Source organism: Peribacillus phoenicis (genome assembly GCF_047238085.1).
Classification (GTDB): Bacteria; Bacillota; Bacilli; order Bacillales; family DSM-1321; genus Peribacillus.
Window position 1 is genome coordinate 2,940,987 of record NZ_JBDFMF010000001.1, and the last position, 24,591, is coordinate 2,965,577.

Consider the following 24,591-nt stretch of genomic DNA (forward strand, 5'->3'; position numbering starts at 1 on the left):
CGAAATTATAACATAAAAGAGAGTAATACTTTTTCTGTGTTAAAGAGTCATTTATGTATAAACCAACATTAAATCACTTTTTCCTTATCAACTAACCTGCCCGTTAGTTCATTAAGGAAATCCAAGGTATGTGTAAATCATTATAATAGATAATCAGCCAAGATTTTCGGATAAATCCTTAATTATTTTTTTAGAATTAGAAGCAAATTCTACAGATGCATCATAATACATTTTTCCGTCTTTAATCAGTGAGAAATCACCAATCTCGATTCTTAGCAGAGTACTGTCGCCTTTGTCTATTAATTGATAATTATATGCTACATCACCTTCATCCGGTTTTACTACCCAATTTGAAACTTGCAAAGCGATTTTTAATTCTTTCTTTACAACTGCTCTAATGATTTTAGTGATTGACTGACCACCATTAGGAAGATCCCAAATCACCTTACTTCCCTCGGTCATATCCTCATTAGGATAATTTTCTGGGAGTTCATCCCATTCTGCAACGTATTTTGGTTTAGTAAGCACTTCCCAAACTCTCTGAGAATTCGCCTCAATGAGTATCTCATCTCTTACAATTAGCTGTTCAGTCATTTAGTAGAACTCCTTTCAAATAAGCTATTAAACAAATTGTACCATGTAATAACTGCCCCTTTAGTTCCATAAGAAAAAGCTGCCTTAAAGACAGCTCTGATCTAAAGCTAACGAACCCGTTAGTTTAAGTGCAACCATTAACATACAACAATTTTTATTGAAGAGATCATCCTCCTTCTTCCTTAATAAATAAGAGAGATTTTTCATGCGGATAAATCTATAAAATCCTCTCTAATAAATCCCCCACTTTTTCTGCCATTTCCTCTGGTGGATAAGGCATGCCATTTTTTAGCCACCATTCCACTACACCTACATAAGCATTTGCAACAAATTCGACAACTACATCTTCGTTTTGACCAAAATTTTTGCCTTTTGTTATATCCACGTCTTTTTTGAACTCTTCGATATTATGCTGAACAAACCGGCTGCGAAAGTACGGAGCTCCTTCACTCACCAACATCGTCGAAAAAAATAAATAATTGCTTTCAAGATATTCCATGCAGTGTACAGTCGATTCAATCCAATCCATTTCAGCTTCCGACTCACAAAGGTTAACCATGTTATTGATATGTTCTTCTATGATCTTATCCAACAGATCAAATTTATCCAAGTAATGAAGATAAACAGTCGCACGGTTAATATTTGCCCTGTCAGATATATCCTGAATGGTAATGCTATCGAAGTTTTTTTCTGACATCAATTCAAGAAATGCTTTTTTAATTGCATTTTGAGTTCTAACAATTCTTCTATCCACTTTTGCCATGTTATTAACACCATACTTTCCCTGAGATGGTCGACAATTTTTATTGATTTGTTGTTTAAACATCAAAACTGATTAAATTAACGATTTATATGCCTTGTTTTGTTTATATTTATATTTTAAATTATAGACAGATGTCGAGAAAACATCAATTGTAGTTTTATTTTAATTTGAAAGGATGAAAACTCGAAATGACAATTGAAAACAAAGTAATTATAATCACTGGAGCCTCATCTGGAATTGGTGAAGCAACTGCAAAATTATTGGCCAGTAAAGGTGCTAAAGTTGTTTTGGGCGCTCGTCGCGAAGACAAATTAAAAGCATTGACTGAGGAAATTCAAAAAGCTGGTGGACAAGCTGCCTATCGCGTCACAGATGTTGTTAATCCAGATGATAGTCAGCAGCTTGTTCAACAAGCTAAAGAGACTTTTGGTGGTGTCGATGTAATCTTCTTGAACGCTGGAATAATGCCTAATTCACCACTTTCCGACTTAAAAACCAACGAATGGAACAGTATGGTTGACGTTAATATTAAAGGTGTATTGAATGGTATCGCCGCAGTATTGCCAACATTTACATCGCAAAAGTCTGGACATATCATCACTACTTCATCAGTAGCTGGGCTTAAAGCTTACCCAGGCGGTGCGGTTTATGGCGCAACAAAGTGGGCTGTTCGTGATTTAATGGAAGTTTTGCGTATGGAATCTGCCCAAGAAGGTACTAACATCCGCACAGCTACTATTTATCCAGCAGCGATCAACACGGAATTGTTGGATACGATTACTGATAAGAATATTTCAGAAGGTATGACTGATTTGTACGAAAAATATGGTATCGCACCTGATCGAGTTGCAAATATCGTGGCATTCGCGATTGATCAGCCAGAAGATACGAACATTAATGAGTTTACAATTGGACCAACAAGTCAACCTTGGTAAAAATTACAAGATGAGATAAAACTAAGAGCTATTCATTTTCTAAAGCTTAGGCTATCGAGGTCTACTCGACAGCCTAAGCTTTATACTTTGAAATTTATTCAGAGGCAGGAACAAAGAGGAGTTCAAAAAAACTGATATCGTTTAAAAGGTCTGGATATTAATGGAGAAAACAGCCAAATGAAAACTGTAATCACTTATTGAAAAAGTTATCTAAATGATAGGTAAAGGCCTTAAATAACTCCCCTTTTACGCAACTACAAAATGACACTGTACTGAAAGAAGGAGATCCATTTTATGACTAAACGAAATAACTTGCTGATTTTCATATTGACCATAGGAGTTTTCGGCATCATAAATACCGAAATGGGGGTTATTGGGTTAATGCCTTCCATTGCTGATCACTTCAATGTCAGTATATCAAAAGCAGGATTGCTGGTGAGTCTTTTTGCTCTTACTATTGCTGTATCAGGACCAACGATGCCGTTATTGTTTTCCAGAATAAATCGTAAGAAGGTCATGTTACTTGTATTAGGAGTTTTCGTTATAGGAAACATTGTATCCATATTTACATCTAATTTTACCATTCTATTAATTGCTCGTATAATTCCAGCCTTTTTCCATCCAATTTATTGTTCTTTGGCATTTACAGTAGCTGCTTCCTCAGTAAGTAAACAAGAAGCTCCAAAAGCTGTTTCTAAAGTATTTATAGGAGTATCTGCTGGTATGGTAGCCGGCGTACCGATCGCAAGTTTTATTGATAGTGCCGTTTCGTATGAAATGGCGATGGCATTCTTTGCTATTGTTAATGCTATTGTATTCATTGCTACATTGATTTTTGTACCATCTATGCCTGTTGAAGAAAGACTTTCTTATGGTACACAACTTTCCGTATTAAAAATACCTATTATATGGCTTTCCATCGTGACTGTCATTTTATTAAACTCAGCTATATTTGGGGTTTATAGTTATTTTGCTGAATATCTGAAAACAGTAACGAATATGTCCCCGAATACCATAAGTTTAACGTTATTCGTCTTCGGCGGGGCCAGTATTATCGGAAACATTGTCGCAGGAAATTTACTTACTCATAGTGCCATTAAGTCTGTGGTATCTTTTCCTTTGTTATTGGGTGCTGTTTACATCATTTTATTCTTCACAGGACAGTTTACTGTACCTATGGAAATTATCACTTTAATTTGGGGAATATTAGCTGGAGGAATAATGGCAAATATTAATCAATATTTGATTGCGTCATCAGCTCCCGAAGCGCCTGATTTCGCCAATGGCTTATTTATATCATCCTGTAACGTAGGAACAACAATTGGTGCAGCTGCAGGCGGGTTATTAATATCTGAACTGGGTACACAGTACGTCGTCTTAGTAGGAATCCTATCATTGATACTAAGTTTGGTAACTATCTTACTTAGAAACTACATGTTTACTCCTACACAACAACTATCTAGATAAGGAATAACCGAGGAATTGGATATGAACTGGTCAAACAATTGGCTTTGAATAGTTTTAAGGTCATTTTGGCAAGTCGGGATCCAGAAATGGGTCATGAAGGTACGCAAAAACCTAAGGAGTCAAATCTTGACATGTCGTTTATGGTAATGGATGTAAACAATCAAGAAAGCATCCATCAAGCTGCGATTACTGTAAATGAGCAAAATGGAAGATTAGACGTATTGATTAATAATGCTGGCGTGTATTTGGATGAGAATAAAAATTTAGTGACTATGGACAATCCCATTCTGGAGAAAACAATGGCAACCAATTTCTTTGGAGTTTACCATGTGATCCGTTCCTTTATTCCCCTCATGGAAAAGCAAGGCTATGGGAGAATCATTAATTTTTCATCAGAATACGGGGCGATGAGCGAAATGTCATATCCAGGAGTAGGAGCTTATAAAATATCTAAATTTGCCATGAACGGATTAACACGATTGGTAGCTGCAGAAATCAAGGTGATATCAAAATAAATGCGGTCGATCCGGGATGGGTAAGTACGGATATGGGTGGATCATCTGCTCCAAGAACACCCAAGCAAGCAGCTGAGTCTATCCTGTGGTTAGCAACTATTGGACCTGAAGGACCTAATGATGGGTTTTTAGAGATTACCTCATCGACTAATTGATTTTTACTTTATCAATAAATATCATCGATATTTGCTTACCGATATCACACCTGCTTTCTCTTATTTTTTTGTACCAATTTATCTCTAATGTAGGCAATAATTTTGCAATCCCCTTCAGACCATTAAAATCTTCTTTGTTTTTATCATTTTTTCCCACTTCATTATCTTTTATTAATATAAACAAGGCTAAATTTTTCTTCGATTAAGAAAATGACAAAAAAAAGATCTAGTACAAATGACTAGATTCTCTTTTTAATTTCTTCCCTTATTGATTCAATGATAGTACCTGATAAATTTGCTGGAAGAGATGAATTATCCTCAAAAACCCATGTATTAATTACTTCAAGATCTTCTTTTTTAAAAGTAATGCTATAATCTTTATATTTGTGAGTAAAATCAGCTGTAACCGATTCTTCACCATCAAACTCGTCATCAATAATCATATTTTTTATTTCATATGGCCTCACGATGTAATCTCCTTTTTATCATTCTTGTATATAGAATTGGCTTTATATGATTGTTTATTCATTTTTTTCACGCTAAACCAATTCATAAATCAAAAAGTCGATACCATCATTATCTTTGTGGTTATCTATAAGGGAGTTAAGTAGGTATAGTTGAGCATTCTTATTTTCTCTCCCTCACACTTCTTCATTATTCAGATAATAATACTTAAAAGGCGTCGTTTTTTACCCCTAGTTTCAGCTATTTATGTAATCTGGAGTTTAACAAATGTTGCATCTTTACAGAATCAATTAAGTTTGCAGGATTTAGTAACTCAGCCGCTTCCGCTTCACTTAAAAGTCCTTTTTCAACTGCTACTTCTCTTACTGTTAGTTTTCTTTCGTAAGCTGCTAAAGCTACTTCGTTTGCTGCTTGATACCCGAAAAGAGAAGAAATAACCACGGACAAAGATAACGAACTTTCCGCATTATTCAAACAAACCATTTTATTTGCTTCAATACCATTTAGGCACTTTTCAGTAAACAGGGTAATGCATTTGGTCAAAATAGAAAATGAATCAAATATATTTTTTAAAATAATCGGTTCCCAGATGTTCAAATCCAGTTCGCCACGATCTACAGCGAAGGTAATTGCTTGATCATTTCCATAGACATCAAAACAAACTTGCATCATCATTTCAGGTATACATGGATTGATTTTCCCAGGCATAATGGAAGAACCGGGCTGTACCGCCGGCAATATGATTTCAGCGAATCCCGCCCTTGGTCCTGATGAAAGTAACCTTAAATCGCTAGCCATTTTTGATAATCCACTCGATAATCCTTTTAAACAAGAAGATATCTTTATATAAATGTCTGCATTTTGCAGTCCATCGAAAAAATTATCCATTTTGATAACAGCTACCTGTGATATCTCTGGTAAATACTCGTAAATCTTTTCAGTATAGCCAGGCGCTACTCCGATACCTGTCCCCACTGCAGTTGCACCTATTACAATAGACAAACAATCTTTTTGCCGTTTTTTCATTTCAATTATTTGTCTCTTGATAAAAGAATGATACCCGCTAAATTGCTGTCCTAGAGTAATTGGTACGGCATCTTGGAGACAAGTTCTTGCTATTTTTACAACACCTGAAAATTCATCCGTTTTATTCGCCAATGTTCGTTCGATTTTATTCAAACTGATTAATAAATCATCTATATAGAAAAAGCAAGCCATCTTCATTGCACTTGCAAGCACGTCATTCGTAGATTGAGACATGTTAACATGTTCATTTGGATGTATACAATCATATCCTTTATAACCAGTGAGTAATTCATTTGCCCGGTTGGCTATTACTTCGTTTACGTTCATATTTATTGAAATTCCTCCGCCAGCGTGATAAATGTCAACAGGAAATTGATTTTCCATTTCTCCATTCACTATTTCGTCTATCGCTTGGCATATTACATCTTTCTTCTCAGGATCCAGAGCTCCTACACTATGGTTAGACAATGCAGCTGCTTTTTTTATATAGGCCATGCTTTTTATTAAGTGGGGGTATAATTCTATCGTCAATCCGGAAATTGAGAAGTTCTGACAGGCCCGCGCCGTTTGTATTCCATAATAAACGTCTTCATCAATTTCCAATACTCCGATTAGATCTTTTTCAACTCGCATTTTATAATACTCCCTTCATTAACTGTCAGAACAAAAAGAAAGGTGTTTAAATAGATTAATAATAGCAATTTAAACACCTTTCACTTATATGGAATTAAGTATGAAAATTAATCGTTAAACTCAATCACCGCTCTTCCCACGTTGACACAATTGCAGTCTTGGAAAGAGTTAAACGCTTGGTTAATATTTTCTAATTCAATTCGATCTAACACTAGCTCATCTAATTTAAATTTTCCATCTAAATACATTTGAGCAATCATTGGGAAATCGCGGAATGGCTGGGTATCTCCATAAAAACTTCCTTTTAATACCTTACCGACTCTGTGGAATCCTCCAGCTGGAAGGTTCAATGTTTTTTCTGGATTAAATGCGCCAACGACAACCACGGTTCCACCTTTTCTAGTGCTCTTCCATGCACTTTCGGTCGCAACAGTATGACCCGAGCAATCTATAGCAAAATGAACACCTAAACCTCTTGTCAGTTCTTTCAGCGCAGCTTCGACATCCACTTCAGCTGAATTAATCGTATGGGTTGCACCAAACTGTTTGGCAATTTCCAAATTAGCAGATTTCACATCACAGGCAATAATTTTAGATGCACCTGCTATATGCGCTCCTTGAATTGCATTTACACCCACGCCACCAATACCAAATATTGCAACAGTGGAACCAGGTGTGACACCTGCTGCATTCACGGCGGCTCCATAACCAGTTGCCACTCCGCATCCGATTAACGAAGCTTGTGCAAAAGGCATTTCAGCTGGCAACTTTACACATGCCATTTCGGGAACAACCGCAAATTCTGCAAAAGTGGATAATAAAGAGTTGTGGTAAACTTGCTTACCATCTTGACTAAGCCTTGAAGTGCCATCAAGCAGCGTTCCATCAAACATTGGTCCAAATGCAGCCTCACATAAATGCACATCTCCTGTTACACAAAATTCACATTTCCCGCAATATGGAACCCAGCTTAAAGCTACTCTATCACCCGCTTTGACACTTGTAACATTAGAACCTACTGCCTCGACAATTCCTGATCCTTCATGACCAAGAATAGTAGGTATTGGCGTCGATTTATCATTCAAAGCATTTAAATCGCTATGACATACACCTGTTGCTTTGATTTTCACAAGTACTTCATTCGATTTTGGTTCACTAAGATTTACTTGTTGAATGGATAATGGTTTACCTACTTCAGTCATTATAGCTGCATTTATTTTCATTGTACGATTCCCTCTTTTATGTGAATTTTCAATACGCGAACCAAATAGCTTTTGTTTTTGTGAAAGCCTGTAATGAATGAATAGCATATTCTTTGCCCCATCCGCTTTGCTTCAGACCTCCAAATGGGCTAGCAAAGTCATAGCAACCATATTTATTAACGAAAACCATACCCGCCTCGAGCTGGTTTGCTACGCGATGAGCTCGGGATGCATCACCTGTCCAAAGTCCTGCCCCAAGTCCATAAATAGTATCGTTTGCCTTCATGACAACTTCTTCTTCAGTTTCGAATGGGATGATGCAGAGTACGGGTCCGAAAATCTCTTCCTGTGCAATTTTCATTTTATTATCAACATCAGCAAAAATAGTCGGTTGAACAAAATAGCCTTTCCCATTTGTTCCCGTTGTATCTCGTTCCCCTCCAGCTACGATTCGGGCGCCTTGATTTTTACCACTCTCAATGTAATTTAAGATAGACTCCATATGCTCCTTGGACACTTGTGCACCTTGATCGCTCCTAGGATCGAATGGGTCACCACATTTATAATTTTTAGCGTACTCGGCAATTTTCGTGACAACTTCATCATAAATTTCACGTTGGGCAAATAAACGGGTTGGTGCAGAACATTTCTCACCTTTATGTGTAAATAACCCATAAAATGAACGTTCGATTGCTGCATCCAAATCCGGGAAATCACTAAAGATGATGTTAGGTGACTTACCGCCAAGTTCTAACGTTACAGGTTTTAAATTGCTATCAGCTGAGTCGTGGATTAATTTTTTTCCGATATTCGTACTGCCTGTGAACGATAATTTATCTATATCCATGTGACGACTAATATAAGAACCAACCTCACCATCTCCGAGAACTAAATTAATTACACCCTTCGGCAACACTCCTGCTTCATCAATAATTTCAAACAACCGAATAGCAGAATATGAGGTTTTATCCGCTGGTTTTAAAATAACCGTGTTTCCCATCGATAAGGCAGGTGACAGTTTTAAAACAGCCATTTGAATCGGAAAGTTGAAAGGTACAATTTGTCCGCATACACCGATTGGATCTCTTGTGGTGACACTTAAGAAATTACCTTCAACCGGATTGTTTTCACCATAATATTTATCTGTCCACCCAGCGTAATATTCAAATAAATCTGCTGCTTCCTGTACATCATCGTTATAGGCTTCTGTATATAATTTTCCGTTATCAAGCGCTTCCAATGTTGCAAGCTCTGCATGATGATCCTGAATAAGTTCGCTGATTTTCCGTAATGCCTTTCCTCTTTCCTTTCGGCTCATTTCTTTCCATGATCCCTGTTTTAAAGCAGTTTTGGCTGCTTGTATCGCTGTATCGACGTCCTGCACTTCTGCTTGTTGAAAGTCACCTAAAATCTCTCCATTAGCTGGGTTGATTGATTCGATCACTTTATTGCCTGTGCTATCTACCCATTTTCCATTTATATATAGTTTTTTCGTTGTTTTAAGCCATTCATGGGCCCACTCCAGCTTTGGCTGTTCAATTCCTTCAAACGGTTTGTTTTCTAGTGACATGAGTCTATACCTCCATTATTCTAGTAATTTTTTTATAGATTCCCGATCATGTTCAATCATTAATTTGGAAACTGCCGAATAACCCAATCGTTCCTTCAGTTCCGTGATCACTGGAATAAAGGTATTTGAAAGTTCTCTACATCTTTCTTCATTGGATTTAATGTCCTTTAGACATCGCTCCGTAAAAGAATGAGCAGAGTTTGTTAGCATAGTTAGCCCATTCAATATATTGGCTCCAGCCATTCCTTCAAAAACATTTAAGTCTAGTTCACCATGTTCCAATGCAGCTTGAACAACCCGGTCACAACCTAGGACTTGAAAACAACTTTGAATCATCGTTTCAGGAACGACTGGATTCACTTTTCCTGGAAAAAAGGAAGAGCCGGCCTGAACAGATGGCAGGTTTATTTCTGAAAACCCTGCTTCTGGACCAGATGAAAGTAATCTTAAATCTTTAGCAACTTTAATTAGAGATGTTGCTAATAAACTTAATTGCTTTGACATATTGGCCAAGTCATCGATGTTTTGAGCTGCATCAAATAAATTATCACGTAATTCTACATTCATATTGGTTACTTCACGTAATTTCCCAATGACCACTTTTTTATATTTTTCCGGTGCACCCACGCCATTTCCAATGACAGTTGCTCCAAGGTTAACAGTAAGCAATGACTTGATGGATACTTTTAAAGAATGGTGACGTCTTTTAAGTACCGATGCATAACCACTGAAAACCTCACCTAGTTGAACGCGCATTGCATCCTGTAAACAAGTTCGTGAGATTGTCGTGATTTCAATAAACTCTTGTGATTTTTTTTCCATCGTATCGTGCATCTTTGTTAATTCATGATCCAATCTTTCAAAACAGCGTACGATTGCCAGACGAATAGATGTATGACATACATCCGATGTGGACTGTGAAGCGTTTACATGTTCAATGGGATGAACAGGCGTATATGAACCTAAAGCTACTTCTAAAGATTCATTTGCTAAATTGGCTAACACCTCATTTACATTCATATTCGTACCTATCCCACCGCCTCCATGCAAAATATCTACAATAAAGTGGTCTTGATAGTCCCCTTGAATTAATTGATCACAAGCATTTACTATTGCAGTCCCAATAGAAGGGGCTAAAATACCAGCCTCCAGATTAGCTGATGCAGCCGCTTTCTTGACCATGGCTAATGACACGATATATTCCGGAAAATTCTTTAATAATTGACCCGAGAAAGATAGATTTTTTACTGTTCTCAATGTTTGGATACCGTATAAAGCATTTTTGGGGATATCTAACTTGCCAAAGCAATCTCTTTCTATACGTTTGTCAAACTTATCATTCTGACTTATTGAAATCCCTCCTACTATTTTAATAGCTTTTATCCATGTAGCCTCTATTCTACAAAGACGGATGCATATTTGTTCACATAACGAACATTAAGTTCACATAAAGAACATATCGCTATTATAGAACCAAGTACATTATCAGTCAATGATAATTAGTAAATTTTTAGATTTATTTGATTATGGTGAAATCACTGATTTTTTTATTACAACAACCAGAAATGATTGACATTCCATTATTCCGTTGCGCTATAATAAATAAATGGAAAATAATAATCAGAACACAACAAAACAAACCAGTAATAAAGAAAGTTCTTCTGTACAGGCCGTTGAACGCGCTCTATTGCTTTTGAAGTTTATCGGAGAAAGTCCATCACCCATTTCAGTCGGTGATTTGGCCAAAAAGGCAGAGCTGAACCGTACCACGGCCTGGCGTTTGATCGGAACACTTGAATATCAAGGCTTTGTGGAAAAGGATCCTGTATCAAAAGGCTATCAGCTCGGATATGCCCTTTATCAATTAACTTCTCAACATGATCAATATGGAGCTCTCATACGAAGAGCTCGAAGAACGCTAGTAGAATTAAAAGAAGAAGTCGGTGAAACTGTACTACTTAGTGTTCCTAAGCATGATGGAACTCTAACTATTGATCAAATTGATACCGATCATAGTGTTAGGCTGGTTGACTATTCAAATACCACATCACCTTTACACTGCACATCCAACGGAAAGATTTTATTAAGTTTGCTACCTAAAGAGGAGTTGAACATTTTATTAGAGCAGACTCTTAAACCATTTTCCAAATATACAATTACGGATCCAGAAGAACTGCGAAAAGAACTTGAAAAAATTCATATTCAAAAAGTTGGAACATCAATTGGAGAATTTGATGAAAATGAAAATGCAATTTCAGCTCCTATCTTCGACAAAAAAAAGAATCTAGTTGCTTTCATCACACTAGGTGGACCGAGTTTTCGCTTAACAGAGGAAGCTTTATTACAATTAAAGGACCGGATGCTAGACGCAGCTAAAAAAATCGAAGACCAGTTAGAATGAGCTATAATATCTTATAAAATTGCATTTGAAATAAAAAAACGATGCTGTCATTTTACGGATTGTAAATGATGGCATCGTCTTTTTGTGTGTGGGTTCTCTACAACCACCTTATTTAAACGGAAAATTTTAAATATTTTAAAAGAGTTTGACAAAAACTTAAATATACAATTATAATTCAGTTATATTCATATAACGCACCTAAAGTTCATATTATGAACAAATTACAATCCCCTATAATGAAAACGCTTCCCTCTATAAGCCGCTTCATATACCACTTTTAATTCTCAAGTAACCGTCACGGTCTAGCACAATTTTTAATCAGGAGGAGATTCAATGGGAAACAATAATGCAGCACTCAATGATAATGTCGGTGTAATTAAATTAGATGATGCACCATTAAACAAATTTCATATTAAAATTGCAGGTCTTACGTTCGGGGCTCATTTCACTGATGGATATATTTTAGGGATTATTGCATTTGCTCTATCTTTGCTGACACCTCAAATGAATTTAACGCCATTTTGGATCGGGTTAATCGGAAGTTCTGCTTTAATAGGGCTTTTTCTAGGAAGTTTGGTTTTAGGATGGATATCTGATTATGTAGGAAGACAGAAAATATTTGTTTTTAGTTTTATCGTCATTACCGCTGCATCCATTTTACAGTTTTTCGCAGACAGCCCGATGGAACTTGTATTTTATAGAATTTTGCTTGGAATCGGACTTGGAGGCGATTATAGCGTAGGACACACGATGTTAGCTGAATTTTCACCGCGTAAACATCGAGGTGTGTTATTAGGATCTTTTAGTGTAGTCTGGACATTTGGATACGTAGCGGCAAACTTGATTGGCATACTCGCTGTAGACTCCGCACCAGATGCTTGGCGATGGATGCTTGCTTCGTCTGCGATTCCAGCTGTAATCATTTTGATTTTGCGAATGGGTACGCCTGAGTCACCAAGGTGGCTTATTAGTAAAGGACGGATTGATGAAGCCCGAGAAATTGTCAAGAAGCATGTCGGCCCCAATATTGTACTTGATGATGAAAGACCAGTACAAACGAATAGCAGTATTGCAACTTTATTCCGAAAAGATATAAGAAAACGCACTGCTTTCAATTGTATATTTTTCGTTTGTCTCGTTATCCCATACTTCGCCATTTACACATTTTTACCAAGTATTCTCGATGCAATCGGACTGAGTGAAGGCTATGGCACAGATTTCCTATTAAATGGTCTACTTATAGTAGGTGCAATTTTAGGTATTTGGTTAACGGTTAAATTTTCCCGTAGAGGATTCTTAATTTCCTCTTTTATTGTTTTGATCGTCACTCTTTCTCTATTAAGTGTTTTACCTAGCAGTGCAACAGTACTGATGATAATTTCTTTTGCCGTCTTTACCTTGATTATGTCTGCTGTCAGCAACTTGGTTGGGGTATTTCCAGCCGAGAGCTTTCCAACAGAAATCAGATCTACTGGTGTTGGACTTGCAACATCAATAAGTAGATTAGGATCAGCAATCGGTACATTCCTACTGCCAATGGGGATAGCAAATTTCGGAATCCAATTTACAATGTTTTGTCTCACAGCTGTACTTATTATTGGAGCAGTTGTATCAATAGCTTGGGCTCCCGAAACTAAATCCCTTACACTTAGTGATGCAAGCAATACCGGAAAGAAAGTTTAAAGGAATGACGCATTTTTAAAAAACAACAGCAAGTGCCAGCTAGAGGAACAGATTGTGACTGTTTCTAGCTGGCTATTATGCTGCAGTACCTTTCCTCTATCATGCTTTCATGTACAAATGGGATACATATACATAGCAACTGTTTAACTACTCTTAAATGTCCTAACTCTTAAACAAATTCACCCTTTATATGCATGCGCTTACATTTAACCACCAAAATGCATGCGAGTGCATTTAAATAAGCTTAAACAACTTCTCAACCGATCAGATCTTATTTACCTTACTGGGCTAAAGGTATATTCCTATCTAAGATATATAGAAATAACCGCCTTCACTTATCACTTAAAATTATAAGAACCATATTATAATTTCTGGATTAAGGATTGTAATTCATCTTGAAGATTTCCTTTTGAAAGAGCAGAGTGCAGAATTTCATGAACAGTATTTAAGGAAATTTGTAGTTTTTCTTCACCTAATGTGGTTAAACGTGTGTAGATGCCTCGTCGATCATCTTCGCATATTTGCCTTTGTAATACGCCGCAGCTTTTTGCTTCTAGCCTGACTACCAGCCTGGATATAGCACTTTGACTTAATCCTACCATCTCCTGTAATTGTTGTAGCCTCAATTGTTTATCGCTTGTTTTCGATAAAAAGTAAAGAACGTAAAACTCTTTTAACGACAGGTTATGCTTTTTTTGCAAAGCACTTTCCAGCTCATTCGTAATGCTCATTTGAATACTAGTAAGAGATAGCCAATTATCTAAATACTTCTTTTCTTGGTTGTTTTTCATGCACATTCCACCCTGTTCTATCCTATATAATTAAAATATGGCACTTTAATTGATTTTCATAAGGCATATAAATAGTTCTAAAATACTCCAAAGCCAGAATTTAATGGTCAAACTTATTTGAAAAAGTGCGTGCCATATTGGCCGTTTCCATGTATGTTATATGGTTCTTCTCATTTTAGACGAGTTTCTTCTTTTTGTCTAAGATTGAGTTATTCCATAAAAAAAAGCAGTCAAAATGACTGCTTCAGTTTGTAGACAAAAGGGGTTCGGAATAAAAAATTCCGAACCCCTTTTGAAATAGCCCTCTTTATTTGTTGTTGAGTACTTTAAAGTTTCGCCCGAAGGGCAAAGGTAACAATCAAAGTGTTCATCGTAAACATAGTCATGTTTGCGAAAGAACCTTTCTTTTGTACGAGGACGTGTATAGGGTAAAGCAGGTGTGATTTCTTTGTTAAATAGGTAGCTTGTAATCGCTGGTGTTTTATAAGCTGCATCTGCAGCAACTGCTTCTGGTTTTCCAACTTTCTCAATCACTTGCTCAACCAGTGGCTCCAAAATATGACTGTCATGTGTATTACCAGGTGTTACAATCGTTCCCAATACAAAACCGTTGCGGTCTGCGGCCGCGTGGAATGAATAGGTAAACTGTTTTGTTCGTTCATCTTTCACATAGTAGCCACTCTCAGGATCCGTAGTACTTTCTTTAATTGCTTTGGTTTGTTCCTTATCAAATTTATCTGGTGGAAAAGGCTTCTTACCATGGTTTTCACGATCTTGATTTATTTCATCTTGAAGACGTTCTTGATATGCTCGTGTTTCTTTGCGTACGATTTTCTTTTCAAATTTGCGCTTATTAGCATTGGCTTTCACATGTGTGGAATCGACGAATACGTGTTCAGCACTTATTAACTTTCTATAGCAGCTGTCATTAAGATGCAATAGAAAATCTGTTCAAACAGGTCTGTATCTTTAAAGCGTCGCTCATAATTTTTCCCGAACGTTGAGAAATGAGGTACTTTATCATGGAAACCATAGCCTAAGAACCAACGGTAAGCCATATTTGTTTCAGCTTCTTCAATCGTTTTACGCATGGAACGAATACCGAAGGTATATTGAATGAATGTCAGTTTAACTAAAATAACTGGATCAATACTTGGGCGTCCTACCTCTGAATACATATCTTTCACCAAGTCATAAATGAAAGTGAAGTCAATGGCAGCCTCCATTTTACGAACCAAATGGTTCGGTGGAACCAGTTGACTAAAGTAATCAATTCAAGTTGATCTCGCTGAATAGAATCATGTTTAGAAAGCATCCTCATCACCTCAAGTTTTAATACTTCTATTTTAAAACAAAAATGACTCTAGGCAAAAGTGTTCTATCTAAAAGGTAAGACAAAGTTGATTGGAACGGAAGGTGCGAGACTCCTGCGGGAATAGCGAGTCCAAGGGAGACCCCACAGGCGCAAGTGCGCCGAGGAGGCTCCCGGACCGCCCGCGGAAAGCGAGTGCCTGAAGTGGAAATCAACGTCCAAATTTGTACAAGCCAAAAAAGACTGTAGACAAAATGACTGCTTTTTTTCATTAACGCATTGTAACTGAACAGGATCCTATTTCATTTCCACCCCAGTTAAGTGAAAGCTTGTCTTGATCTGAAAGAGGACCGACGCCACTTGGAGTACCGGTAAAAATTATATCTCCCTTCCCGAGCCCAAAATGCTCTGCTGTAAATTCTATGATGGTTTGCAAATCAAAAAGTAATTCTTTAATATTTCCGACTTGTACACGCTCTCCATTTTTTAAAAGGGAAAAGTCGGATTGTTCACAAGCTTCGACACCTGGAAACGGAATAAAATCACTAACAACTGCCGAATTTTTGAATCCTTTAGCCAAAAGCCAAGGATGCTGTTTTTGTTTTAACTGTGATTGAACATCTCTAAGTGTTAAATCCAACCCAATGGCCATGGAATCTACTATTTCATCTACTTTCATTCCTGAGTCGAACTGTTTTGCGATATGTATGACAAGTTCAGTTTCAAAATGAACGGAACCCTGATTACCCGGCAACGTAATAGACTGACCGTTTGCTTCCACGAGCGAATGAGTCGGTTTTGAAAATAAAAAAGGGGAAGTTGGTATTTCATTATTCAATTCTTTTGCATGTAAGGCATAGTTTCGACCTACACAATAGATATTTTTAATGTCTTTCATCATAAAACTCACTCTTTTCTTAATAATTTAATGATTCGAAAGGTAGTTGTTTTATAGTCTCCAAAATTACAATTTTATGATTGTTTCAGTAAATGAAAAAAAACTCTTATTTAAATACATTTTATATTTCACTGATTTTTTATACAACCGTTATACTTATTATAAAGAAATCCAAATTGAAATGGTATACCCCTCAATCACTGCATTATCCTCTAATTTGGCAACTCCAGATGCACTGCTTGACCAGTCAAATGGACTTTCTCCCCCAATTCTTTCATCGTGATTCGAAATTTTTGGATAGTTAATGCAAGATACTCCTTTTTTAGAGAAATGCGCCATGATTGGTGAAGTAGAATAAATCCACATAATTATATTTAATTATGACAAAAAAAGAGCCAACAAATTGTTGACTCTTTGATTTAAAAAGTAGAAGCTAAATCTTTTGAACGTGCTATAGCATTTTCTTTAATTTCTTGTGCTTTATCAGGCATTGCTGCATGTCCTTCAACGAATACACCTTCAAAGGAAGGCACTCCGAAGAATTGCATTATGATATTTAGATATCGGTGACCCATTTCCATTTCAGCTGCCGGTCCTTCTGAATAAATACCACCACGAGCTTGAATATGCAAGGCTTTTTTATCCGTTAAAAGTCCAACTGGACCTTGTTCGGTGTATTTAAATGATTTACCTGCAACTGCAACGGAATCAATATATGCTTTCAATACTGGCGGGAATGAAAAATTCCATAAAGGCGTTACAAATATATATTTATCGGCAGCTATGAATTGCTCACATAACTCTGAGAGCCGACTTACTTTCGCTTTCTCTTCCGTCGAGAGTTCTTCAAAACCCTTGCCAGATTGAAGTTTCCCCCAACCACTGAAAACATCTACATCAATTTCAGGAATATTTTCTTTATAAAGGTCAATATTCACAATTTCATGGTTAGGATTTACTTCTTTATAAGTGTCAATAAATGCTTTTCCGACGGCCATACTGTAAGATTGCTTGTCATCATGAGGATGAGCCGTGATGTACAATACCTTTGTCATTTTGTATCCTTCCTTTCCTTTTACATATTTGATCATTTAAGTTTGCCTAGGAAATTCAACATTTATACAATCACTCGAACTAAAATATTTTTAATTGGTATGTATAAGATTAAATTGTTAAAAAGAAATTTGTTTGGAGGGGTCTTACAAAACTTTTTTCATATTTCCTAGGCAATTGAAATTCAATTCGTGGGAAAGAGTGTGATTTTTGGATATGATAAAACAAAACAATCTGGTTCATTTTAGGAGGCTTAAGGAAATGACGAATTCAATAAAATTTGATCTGCACACTCACCATCAACGCTGTGGACATGCTATCGGTACAATTGAGGATTATGTAAAGAAGGCCATTGAATACGGCTTGCAATATATTGGGATTTCCGATCATTCTCCATATTTTCACAGCGAGGACGATCATCTCTATCCGACGATTGCAATGGCAAAAAGTGAACTTGTCCCTTATATTGAAGAAGTACTTCGCTTAAAAGAAAAATATGAAGGCAAAATTCACGTGTTATTAGGAATGGAAAGTGATTTCTTCCCTGATCACATTGAGGTCTACCGTAATCAATATCTTTTACACCCTTTTGACTACATAATTGGATCTGTTCATTATGTTCAAGATATTAGCATTTTTAAAAGAGGTCGTTGGAATGGTTTAACCTCTAAAGAACAGTCAAGAATAAAGGATGAATACTATGAATTAATACAGAAATCTGCAAAAAGCGGAGTGTTTCAAATCTTAGGCCATATTGATGCAATGAAAGGGTTTTATCCAGCCTTTTCTTCCATTGAGACAGACAGTATTGAAAAAACGTTAAAAATCATTAGTTCAGAAGATATCGCCATTGAGATCAATACCTCTGGTAAAACAAAAGATTGTGGTGGATGGTATCCAGCAGATGACATTTTAGAACGAGCTCTTTTCTATAATGTGAAGGTAACATTCGGATCAGATTCGCATACACCTGAACGTATTGGCGATGAATTTGAACTTGTTAAAAAAAGACTAAAGGAAATCGGCTTTTCTGAGTGGGCTTACTTTGTTAACAAGCAAAGGATTCTCACTCCACTTTGATCTTCTTAAGAACTTGTCCAATCGCTTAAGCGTCCAGTAACAATGTGTATCGGAGGGATGGAATGATGTTTTTCACCCCTTTTGCTACTAAGAAGGGCGATGCACAAAAAAATTCGTGTACAGGTATCGATAATGATCCTGCTAGGAATTTCATTACACCCATCATCTGATCGAAGAATCGGTACCAATCTTTTTTATGAACATAAAATAATCATTATGCAAGCTGTAATAAAAATTTTAGCACGATTGGTTTCAAGTTTTTACCCGTTCATTTCAATGAATCCCAGTCATCGCCATATTTTTTAGCATAAAATCAAAATATTTAGGGAATTAATAACTTACCATTCGTTAATCTTATTAAAAGGAGTTGATTTGGGTATGATTGATAACCCATTGTATAAAAAGAATGACGAAAACTCTGTAGTGTCAGGTGAAGGTAATCCTGTTTTCAACTCTTCAATAGGGCGTTCCGAAGCACCTCCAATAACTCCGTCAAAAGATCCTGAATTCGATCTTTTTGGCACAGTATTAAATGGCTATCTTTAATTTATACTTCCTTATTCAATATACCTTCAGAACATGTGAATGGTATTAGAGCATTAGATTTTAAGACCTACAACATTATAAATTCCTATAAAGAAGAGCACATATTAGTCACGTATAATATGTGCTCTCCTTTTATTAAAATAAATCGCCCTTATCGTTAATAATAATTCCTTTGGCTCTTCAGGTTAGTCTATCTCACCTGGTTCTTCACCTGGAATTAACACTTATCCAATTTAATCAATTGAAACAACTATCGGCACTATTTTAAACTGCCCGCCCCTTAGTAACATAAGAAAAAAGGTTGCATCAGCAACCTCCCTTTGAAATAAGCCCTCTCTTTCATGAAATAGCTGAAGCTGGTCTGTTTTAGTTCCTCGGGTACGCCTCGTTTCCTGGCTGCTGTACTTGTACCTTGTTCCTTATTTAAATGGACAACAAATCCTCACCTACTAAAACAGTTCCTCCATATGTTTTTTTAGTTCTTCGACCAAATTAGCTTTTTCTTGTGAGTACACAGCAAGTTTTGGTTGGATTTGGCTAAAGACTTTATCTGCTTCCTCCGGTGTAGTGTGAAGATGTAGTATATTGGCGATTGAATCTGATTCATATTCGATCAATTGTTCATACTAAATAAAAAATAACTGTTCAAGAAGGAGTTTATATGCTAAACGAAAAAAATAATCCAGCTCAACAAAAAAGTGAGGTTAGTCGATTAAACGAAGTGATGGAAGTGGATACAGATGTCAATGAAGATCCTAATCGGGAGAAATTATTAGATGACTCAGTTGATTCTTTTCTAAAATCGAAAAAAGAACAGGAATATTAGAGGAGGAATTGTGGTCGTTAATGTCTTGTTTAAGAAATGTTGTTATTTTAATACAAATGGGCCCCCATTAAGCTTTTGAGCGGCCCATTTTGTATTTTCATCAACGAATATTTTCCTTAACGGCAAGACTCTGAATTATGATATCTTAATGCATTAAAGCTTTCATTAGTTGAAAATGACTATATAATGTTAGAGGAATGATTGTATTCGCAAAAAGGAGGTTCGTTTCTATGAATATTTTAATTTTGGGTGCAACTGGACGGGTTGGGGGTCAATTAGTTACTTATAGTCTGCATGATAAGCATCAAGTTACAGTTTTAGTTCGCACTCCAGAGAAGATTGGAATAAACAATGCCAATATAACCATTATTCAAGGTAATGTTTTAAATAAAACTGATATCGTTCGTGCCATGCATGGGATTGATGTTGTTATTAGTGCGCTTAATACTGATGGGACAACCACTTTATCAGCAAGTATGCCCCTGATTATCGAAGCAATGGAAAACGAAGGAATACAACGAATTATAACCATTGGAACAGCAGGAATCCTGCAAAGCAGGAGAACCCCCAATTCACTGCGTTATCAGTCTAGTGAATCAAAGCAAAAGTCTACCCGCGCAGCGAAAGAACATCATAAGGTTTACGATATGCTCAAACAATCAACACTTCAATGGACGATTGTCTGTCCTACGTATCTGCCCGATGGAGAAAGTGTTGGTACATATCGTGTAGAAGGTGACTTTTTGCCTGAGGATGGGGTTGAAATATCCGTGCCGGATACAGCAGAATTTGCATTCAGCCAAATAAAAAGTAGCGATTATTTAAAATCGCGTGTAGGCATTGCCTACTAATAATTCCAATTAGAGATAATCCCCTTTGCAAAAATTTGTTTAATCTTAGATGAAGTAAAGAAACCATCACGTCCGTAAATGCACACGGTCAGCTAAACCATTGCCAAGAATATTTTCCGGTTTCATTAGGGCGAAGATTTCGCCCGTACCTTGTTCATGAACCTTCTATTATTCCATTATGCTTTATTTCCCCTCCAAAAATAGCCACATTCTGCCGCTCAGGAGCAAAAGCCAGCCCTTTCCATTTTAAAACGGTCTGTACAAATCCCAGTGAGTCGGCATTGTATCTCCCTGCGATCCTCTGATACGCTTCGAGCTCATATATGCCATCCCTATTGTAATCAACCGGATATAAACCGGATAAAGGATTGACCCATCCTTCTATTGGCGCCTTCAATACACCATCCTTGTTATATATTTCAGCTAAATAGTCCTTATCCTTATAAGTAAGGTCAAGAATGTACCTTTCTTTTAAGTAAGTACTGTTCACCTTTGCTTTGTAATTGTTTTCAAAATTCACATCGTATTTAAAGGTTTCATTGAATGTATCTGAATTAAAAATGGTCATGAGTTGACCGTTAAGGTAGGAAAGAACATACGCATAAATGGAACCGCCGCTTCCTCCAGTATCAATGACCACTAAAATGTCATCCCCCTTATTACCTGTAAAATCACCAAGAAAAAGGGTCGGATTATATCCTGCGTTATTCTTCATCGGAACTTGTTGATATTGATTAGTCCTCCCATTTTGGATAACCAAAGTTATATTCCTCCAAAAGGGACTATCAGGGGTTTTGTTTGCGGTAAGAAAAACATTGTCCTTTATCCCGTCCCCATCAATATCGCCTTGCTTTGAGGTCACTATGACTGATCTGTTGGAGTTCATTTGTCTTGAAAGTACGGTTTCGAGGTTCAATTGCATGTCTAGCAGTTCCTGCTTTGAAGGATAAGGATTCGGAAACGACAAGGCGTTATCAATCGTTTGCAGTGCTTCATTTGTTAATCCGGCCCTACTTTGGGTCTCAGCCAAACAGTACCAATAAAAAGGATGATTCGTTTCTTGTATTTTTGTGTAATAGTAATGAATCGCATTTCTGATGTCATATGGTTCCAACTTCATCCCACCTGTCTCTTTATTATCCATATGGAATTATATGCGGGAATTTTGTGAATAGCCTTGAGTGCGTATCTATTGTCCTTTTCAAATATAGCTTCATAATTATGAATGATTTCGGGCATAATACCTTTTTATGAACATACTCGCTTGCATATATTTATTTAATTTGCTATTATAACTGACGAACGTTCGTTAAATTATGAGGTGATATTATTGAAAAGTAATGAAATTAAGGACGCCGCTCTAAAATATTTCACGATTCATGGTTATGAAGGAGCGTCGCTTTCTCAAATAGCTGAAGAAGTCGGCATGAAAAAGCAATCCATTTACGCTCATTTTATAGGCAAGGATGATCTTTTTCTGCAAGTTTTACTTGATGCGAAAGAGACGGAGCTATCTTCGAAACTCCAATATTTCAGTAAAGTTGATTCAAAAAATCCTGAAAAAGATTTATATGGATTCCTACAATTGGTCATCGATCTTTTCCAAGAAAATGAGCATATAAAGTTTTGGCTGCGTATGTCCTTCTTTCCGCCAGCGCATCTTGAGAAAGAAATCGGGCAGGAAGTGATAGATATCGAGGAAAAAGTGCAGGCGATCCTTGAATGTAAATTCCTTGATTGGATCAATGCCAAATTAATCGTCGAAGATGAAGCCATAACACCGACCTATGCTTTTTTGGGAGTTGTGGATTCCATTTTGCTTGAGCTTGTATACGGTAATGATGAGAAACGGCTGAAGGATAAATTAGCAGCCTCTTGGAAAGTGTTTTGGAGAGGTATTTCACAAGAATGATTCACAAAGAAAGTGGTGTTAAAACATGAATAAACCAATTAAAGAACAAAAGGCGGTATTAATTATTCTTCTAAGCAATATATTCATTGCTTTTCTGGGAATTGGGCTCATCATCCCCGTTATGCCGTCATTTATGAATATCATGCATTTATCAGGAAGTACGATGGGCTATCTGGTTGCCGTATTTGCGGTTTCACAGCTTGTTATGTCTCCATTCGCAGGTCGTTGGGTTGACCGTTACGGCAGAAAGAAAATCATCATCATCGGCTTATTCCTTTTTGGTGTTTCAGAACTTATCTTCGGTGTAGGGACAAACGTGTCGGTGTTTTATTTATCAAGGATCCTAGGAGGAATCAGTGCTGCCTTCATCATGCCAGGTGTAACTGCATATGTTGCGGACATTACATCCGTTCAAGAAAGGCCAAAAGCAATGGGCTATATTTCAGCCGCAATTAGCTTGGGCTTTATAATAGGACCCGGGATCGGTGGCTTTGTTGCAGAATATGGTATACGCTTGCCCTTCTTCCTTGCGGCGGCCATTGCTTTTATAGCATGCCTTTCATCAATATTCATTTTAAAAGAGCCGATGACTAAGGAACAGCTTGAAAAGGTTTCTGCCAATACAAAACAAACAAACTTTATTGGCGATTTAAAAAAATCACTAAATCCGCTTTACTTTATTGCGTTCATCATTGTATTTGTACTCGCTTTTGGTTTATCAGCCTATGAAACTGTTTTTAGCCTATTTTCTGATCATAAATTCGGCTTCACGCCGAAGGATATTGCAATTATCATTACAATAAGCTCTATTTTCGGAGTTGTTGTGCAAGTATTCATGTTTGGAAAACTGGTAGATATTCTCGGCGAAAAGAAGCTTATCCAATTATGTTTAATCGTCGGTGCCATTTTTGCGGTAGCGTCCACTATGATTTCTAGCTTTTTGGCAGTACTAGTGGTAACTTGCTTCATATTCCTTGCATTTGACCTGCTTCGTCCGGCATTGACGACATTTTTATCAAAAGCTGCCGGGAAAGAACAAGGATTCGTTGCTGGAATGAACTCCACCTATACGAGCTTAGGGAATATCGCCGGGCCATCTATGGGAGGATTGCTTTTTGATGTAAACATCCACTACCCTTATCTTTTCGCGGCTGTCATTATCGTCATTGGCCTTGGCATTACAGTCATTTGGAAAGAAAATCGATTGACAGAAAGCTTAGCGAAATAATTAAAGTCCCGGATTGTTATTTGTATCTTTCCTTTTCGAGCTGAAAAACTCCCAAACTTGAAAAATGATATTCTACTCAAAAACCCCCTTGCCCATATTGAGCAAGGGGGTTAAATTTTCCAGATAAATTAGATTTGCTTTTATTAATCTTTTAAGAACGGGATTCTTACTACTACTTTTTTTGCTCAGGATAACCGCTCCAAATTGATTTTGAATTTATATCGATCTGCCCGGTAGACAGATCTGACAAGCCAAAGTGGTTGATTGGTATCCAGGGTACTTCTTCGTTCAATCAGCAAGACAGGGGCACCTTCGACTACTTCGAGCATTTCCGCCTCTTTTTTTGAGCAATGGCGGCTTCAATTACCTGGTCATGCTGAATTTTTAAGCCAAACGTTTTTTCTACATAGTCATGAATGGAATTTACGGCTATTTCTTCCGTTAAATCCAGGGCAAGATCTTTAGAGATAAATAGCCTTTCATATGCCATCGGCAACCGATCAGCAAGCCTAACGCGTTTCAGCTCGAAAATAGGAGCTCCTGCTTCAACCTCAAGCTTTGCAGCAAGATCCATGATTTGCCTTGACCTCCGTAAAACTGATAACTCGTGTAAAGGGTACAGTTTATATTAGATGTGCCTTCCACTCTTTTTTTACCTAAAGAATCATGGCCGACTCTTCTGTTT

22 protein-coding genes and 3 pseudogenes are annotated in these 24,591 nt (G+C 37.0%); 11 read left to right on the plus strand and 14 right to left on the minus strand.

Annotation, left to right across the window (positions count from 1 at the left end):
* Window positions 1-153: 153 nt before the first annotated feature.
* Both ABC374_RS14380 and ABC374_RS14385 read right to left on the minus strand, forming a co-directional pair.
* The gene (locus ABC374_RS14380; RefSeq protein WP_413018521.1) at window positions 154-594 is read right to left on the minus strand and encodes an SRPBCC family protein; all 441 of its coding nucleotides are present in this window, start codon (window positions 592-594) and stop codon (window positions 154-156) included.
* A 217-nt stretch (window positions 595-811) separates the two neighbouring features.
* A complete protein-coding gene (locus tag ABC374_RS14385; RefSeq protein ID WP_413018523.1) occupies window positions 812-1,357 on the minus strand; it encodes a TetR/AcrR family transcriptional regulator C-terminal domain-containing protein in 546 nt (181 codons plus the stop codon).
* 188 nt (window positions 1,358-1,545) lie between these two features.
* On the opposite strand from ABC374_RS14385, the gene ABC374_RS14390 reads away from it, so the two are divergent.
* The 3 genes from ABC374_RS14390 (at window position 1,546) to ABC374_RS14400 (ending at window position 4,274) form a co-directional block, all read left to right on the plus strand.
* Window positions 1,546-2,292, plus strand: coding sequence for an SDR family oxidoreductase (locus ABC374_RS14390; RefSeq protein WP_413018525.1), 747 nt, complete (start codon window positions 1,546-1,548; stop codon window positions 2,290-2,292).
* A gap of 294 nt (window positions 2,293-2,586) precedes the next feature.
* Window positions 2,587-3,759 carry an MFS transporter gene (locus ABC374_RS14395; protein ID WP_413018527.1) on the plus strand — a complete coding sequence of 391 codons (1,173 nt, stop codon included), beginning with the start codon at window positions 2,587-2,589 and terminating at the stop codon, window positions 3,757-3,759.
* A gap of 44 nt (window positions 3,760-3,803) precedes the next feature.
* On the plus strand, window positions 3,804-4,274 hold the full coding sequence (locus ABC374_RS14400) for an SDR family NAD(P)-dependent oxidoreductase (protein WP_413020365.1): 471 nt from the start codon (window positions 3,804-3,806) through the stop codon (window positions 4,272-4,274).
* A gap of 394 nt (window positions 4,275-4,668) precedes the next feature.
* Here the strand turns inward: ABC374_RS14400 and ABC374_RS14405 are convergent, their stop codons facing one another.
* The 5 genes from ABC374_RS14405 to ABC374_RS14425 all read right to left on the minus strand — a co-directional run bounded on the left by ABC374_RS14405 (window position 4,669) and on the right by ABC374_RS14425 (window position 10,708).
* Window positions 4,669-4,896, minus strand: coding sequence for a hypothetical protein (locus ABC374_RS14405; RefSeq protein WP_413018529.1), 228 nt, complete (start codon window positions 4,894-4,896; stop codon window positions 4,669-4,671).
* Between the two features lie 238 nt (window positions 4,897-5,134).
* Entirely contained in the window at window positions 5,135-6,553 is a 1,419-nt protein-coding gene (locus tag ABC374_RS14410; protein WP_413018531.1) for an aspartate ammonia-lyase, read from the minus strand.
* Window positions 6,554-6,660: 107 nt separating this feature from the next.
* Window positions 6,661-7,863: a Zn-dependent alcohol dehydrogenase gene (locus ABC374_RS14415; protein WP_413018533.1), complete on the minus strand. Its 1,203-nt coding sequence runs from the start codon at window positions 7,861-7,863 to the stop codon at window positions 6,661-6,663.
* Window positions 7,805-9,325 carry an aldehyde dehydrogenase family protein gene (locus ABC374_RS14420; RefSeq protein WP_350299218.1) on the minus strand — a complete coding sequence of 507 codons (1,521 nt, stop codon included), beginning with the start codon at window positions 9,323-9,325 and terminating at the stop codon, window positions 7,805-7,807. Before ABC374_RS14420 ends, ABC374_RS14415 begins: the two co-directional genes overlap by 59 nt.
* Window positions 9,326-9,340: 15 nt before the next feature.
* Window positions 9,341-10,708 (minus strand): lyase family protein, encoded by a 1,368-nt coding sequence (locus tag ABC374_RS14425; protein ID WP_413020366.1) that lies wholly within the window; start codon window positions 10,706-10,708, stop codon window positions 9,341-9,343.
* Between the two features lie 223 nt (window positions 10,709-10,931).
* Between ABC374_RS14425 and ABC374_RS14430 the strand changes: the two genes are divergently transcribed.
* Both ABC374_RS14430 and ABC374_RS14435 read left to right on the plus strand, forming a co-directional pair.
* Complete coding sequence (locus ABC374_RS14430) at window positions 10,932-11,726, plus strand: IclR family transcriptional regulator (RefSeq protein ID WP_101222278.1); 795 nt, start codon at window positions 10,932-10,934, stop codon at window positions 11,724-11,726.
* A gap of 333 nt (window positions 11,727-12,059) precedes the next feature.
* Window positions 12,060-13,409: an MFS transporter gene (locus tag ABC374_RS14435; RefSeq protein ID WP_350299220.1), complete on the plus strand. Its 1,350-nt coding sequence runs from the start codon at window positions 12,060-12,062 to the stop codon at window positions 13,407-13,409.
* A gap of 362 nt (window positions 13,410-13,771) precedes the next feature.
* Here the strand turns inward: ABC374_RS14435 and ABC374_RS14440 are convergent, their stop codons facing one another.
* From ABC374_RS14440 to ABC374_RS14460, 5 genes and pseudogenes are all read right to left on the minus strand, one after another.
* A complete protein-coding gene (locus ABC374_RS14440) occupies window positions 13,772-14,200 on the minus strand; it encodes a MarR family winged helix-turn-helix transcriptional regulator (protein ID WP_413018536.1) in 429 nt (142 codons plus the stop codon).
* Between the two features lie 297 nt (window positions 14,201-14,497).
* Window positions 14,498-15,515: pseudogene (locus ABC374_RS14445) on the minus strand (IS1182 family transposase); the annotation flags it as partial.
* Window positions 15,516-15,783: 268 nt separating this feature from the next.
* The gene (locus ABC374_RS14450; RefSeq protein WP_413020367.1) at window positions 15,784-16,410 is read right to left on the minus strand and encodes a fumarylacetoacetate hydrolase family protein; all 627 of its coding nucleotides are present in this window, start codon (window positions 16,408-16,410) and stop codon (window positions 15,784-15,786) included.
* 174 nt (window positions 16,411-16,584) lie between these two features.
* Window positions 16,585-16,688 (minus strand): annotated as a pseudogene (locus tag ABC374_RS14455) (Lrp/AsnC family transcriptional regulator); the annotation flags it as partial.
* 141 nt (window positions 16,689-16,829) lie between these two features.
* Complete coding sequence (locus ABC374_RS14460; RefSeq protein WP_413018538.1) at window positions 16,830-17,465, minus strand: FMN-dependent NADH-azoreductase; 636 nt, start codon at window positions 17,463-17,465, stop codon at window positions 16,830-16,832.
* A gap of 259 nt (window positions 17,466-17,724) precedes the next feature.
* Here ABC374_RS14460 and ABC374_RS14465 point away from each other — a divergent pair, with 259 nt between their 5' ends.
* The 4 genes from ABC374_RS14465 (at window position 17,725) to ABC374_RS14480 (ending at window position 20,766) form a co-directional block, all read left to right on the plus strand.
* Complete coding sequence (locus ABC374_RS14465; RefSeq protein WP_413018540.1) at window positions 17,725-18,543, plus strand: histidinol-phosphatase; 819 nt, start codon at window positions 17,725-17,727, stop codon at window positions 18,541-18,543.
* Between the two features lie 378 nt (window positions 18,544-18,921).
* Window positions 18,922-19,089: a hypothetical protein gene (locus ABC374_RS14470; RefSeq protein ID WP_413018542.1), complete on the plus strand. Its 168-nt coding sequence runs from the start codon at window positions 18,922-18,924 to the stop codon at window positions 19,087-19,089.
* 661 nt (window positions 19,090-19,750) lie between these two features.
* Window positions 19,751-19,915 carry a hypothetical protein gene (locus ABC374_RS14475; protein ID WP_413018544.1) on the plus strand — a complete coding sequence of 55 codons (165 nt, stop codon included), beginning with the start codon at window positions 19,751-19,753 and terminating at the stop codon, window positions 19,913-19,915.
* A gap of 230 nt (window positions 19,916-20,145) precedes the next feature.
* Window positions 20,146-20,766: an NAD(P)-dependent oxidoreductase gene (locus ABC374_RS14480; protein WP_413018546.1), complete on the plus strand. Its 621-nt coding sequence runs from the start codon at window positions 20,146-20,148 to the stop codon at window positions 20,764-20,766.
* Between the two features lie 154 nt (window positions 20,767-20,920).
* On the opposite strand, the gene ABC374_RS14485 is transcribed toward ABC374_RS14480, so the two are convergent.
* Window positions 20,921-21,688 carry a VCBS repeat-containing protein gene (locus ABC374_RS14485; protein WP_413020369.1) on the minus strand — a complete coding sequence of 256 codons (768 nt, stop codon included), beginning with the start codon at window positions 21,686-21,688 and terminating at the stop codon, window positions 20,921-20,923.
* A 399-nt stretch (window positions 21,689-22,087) separates the two neighbouring features.
* On the opposite strand from ABC374_RS14485, the gene ABC374_RS14490 reads away from it, so the two are divergent.
* Together ABC374_RS14490 and ABC374_RS14495 are read left to right on the plus strand one after the other, a co-directional pair.
* Window positions 22,088-22,678, plus strand: a complete 591-nt coding sequence (locus tag ABC374_RS14490) for a TetR/AcrR family transcriptional regulator (protein WP_413018548.1) — start codon at window positions 22,088-22,090, stop codon at window positions 22,676-22,678.
* Window positions 22,679-22,703: 25 nt separating this feature from the next.
* Complete coding sequence (locus tag ABC374_RS14495; RefSeq protein WP_413018550.1) at window positions 22,704-23,906, plus strand: MFS transporter; 1,203 nt, start codon at window positions 22,704-22,706, stop codon at window positions 23,904-23,906.
* A 185-nt stretch (window positions 23,907-24,091) separates the two neighbouring features.
* Here ABC374_RS14495 and ABC374_RS14500 read toward each other — a convergent pair.
* Window positions 24,092-24,480, minus strand: a pseudogene (locus ABC374_RS14500) (GntR family transcriptional regulator).
* Window positions 24,481-24,591 lie beyond the last annotated feature (111 nt).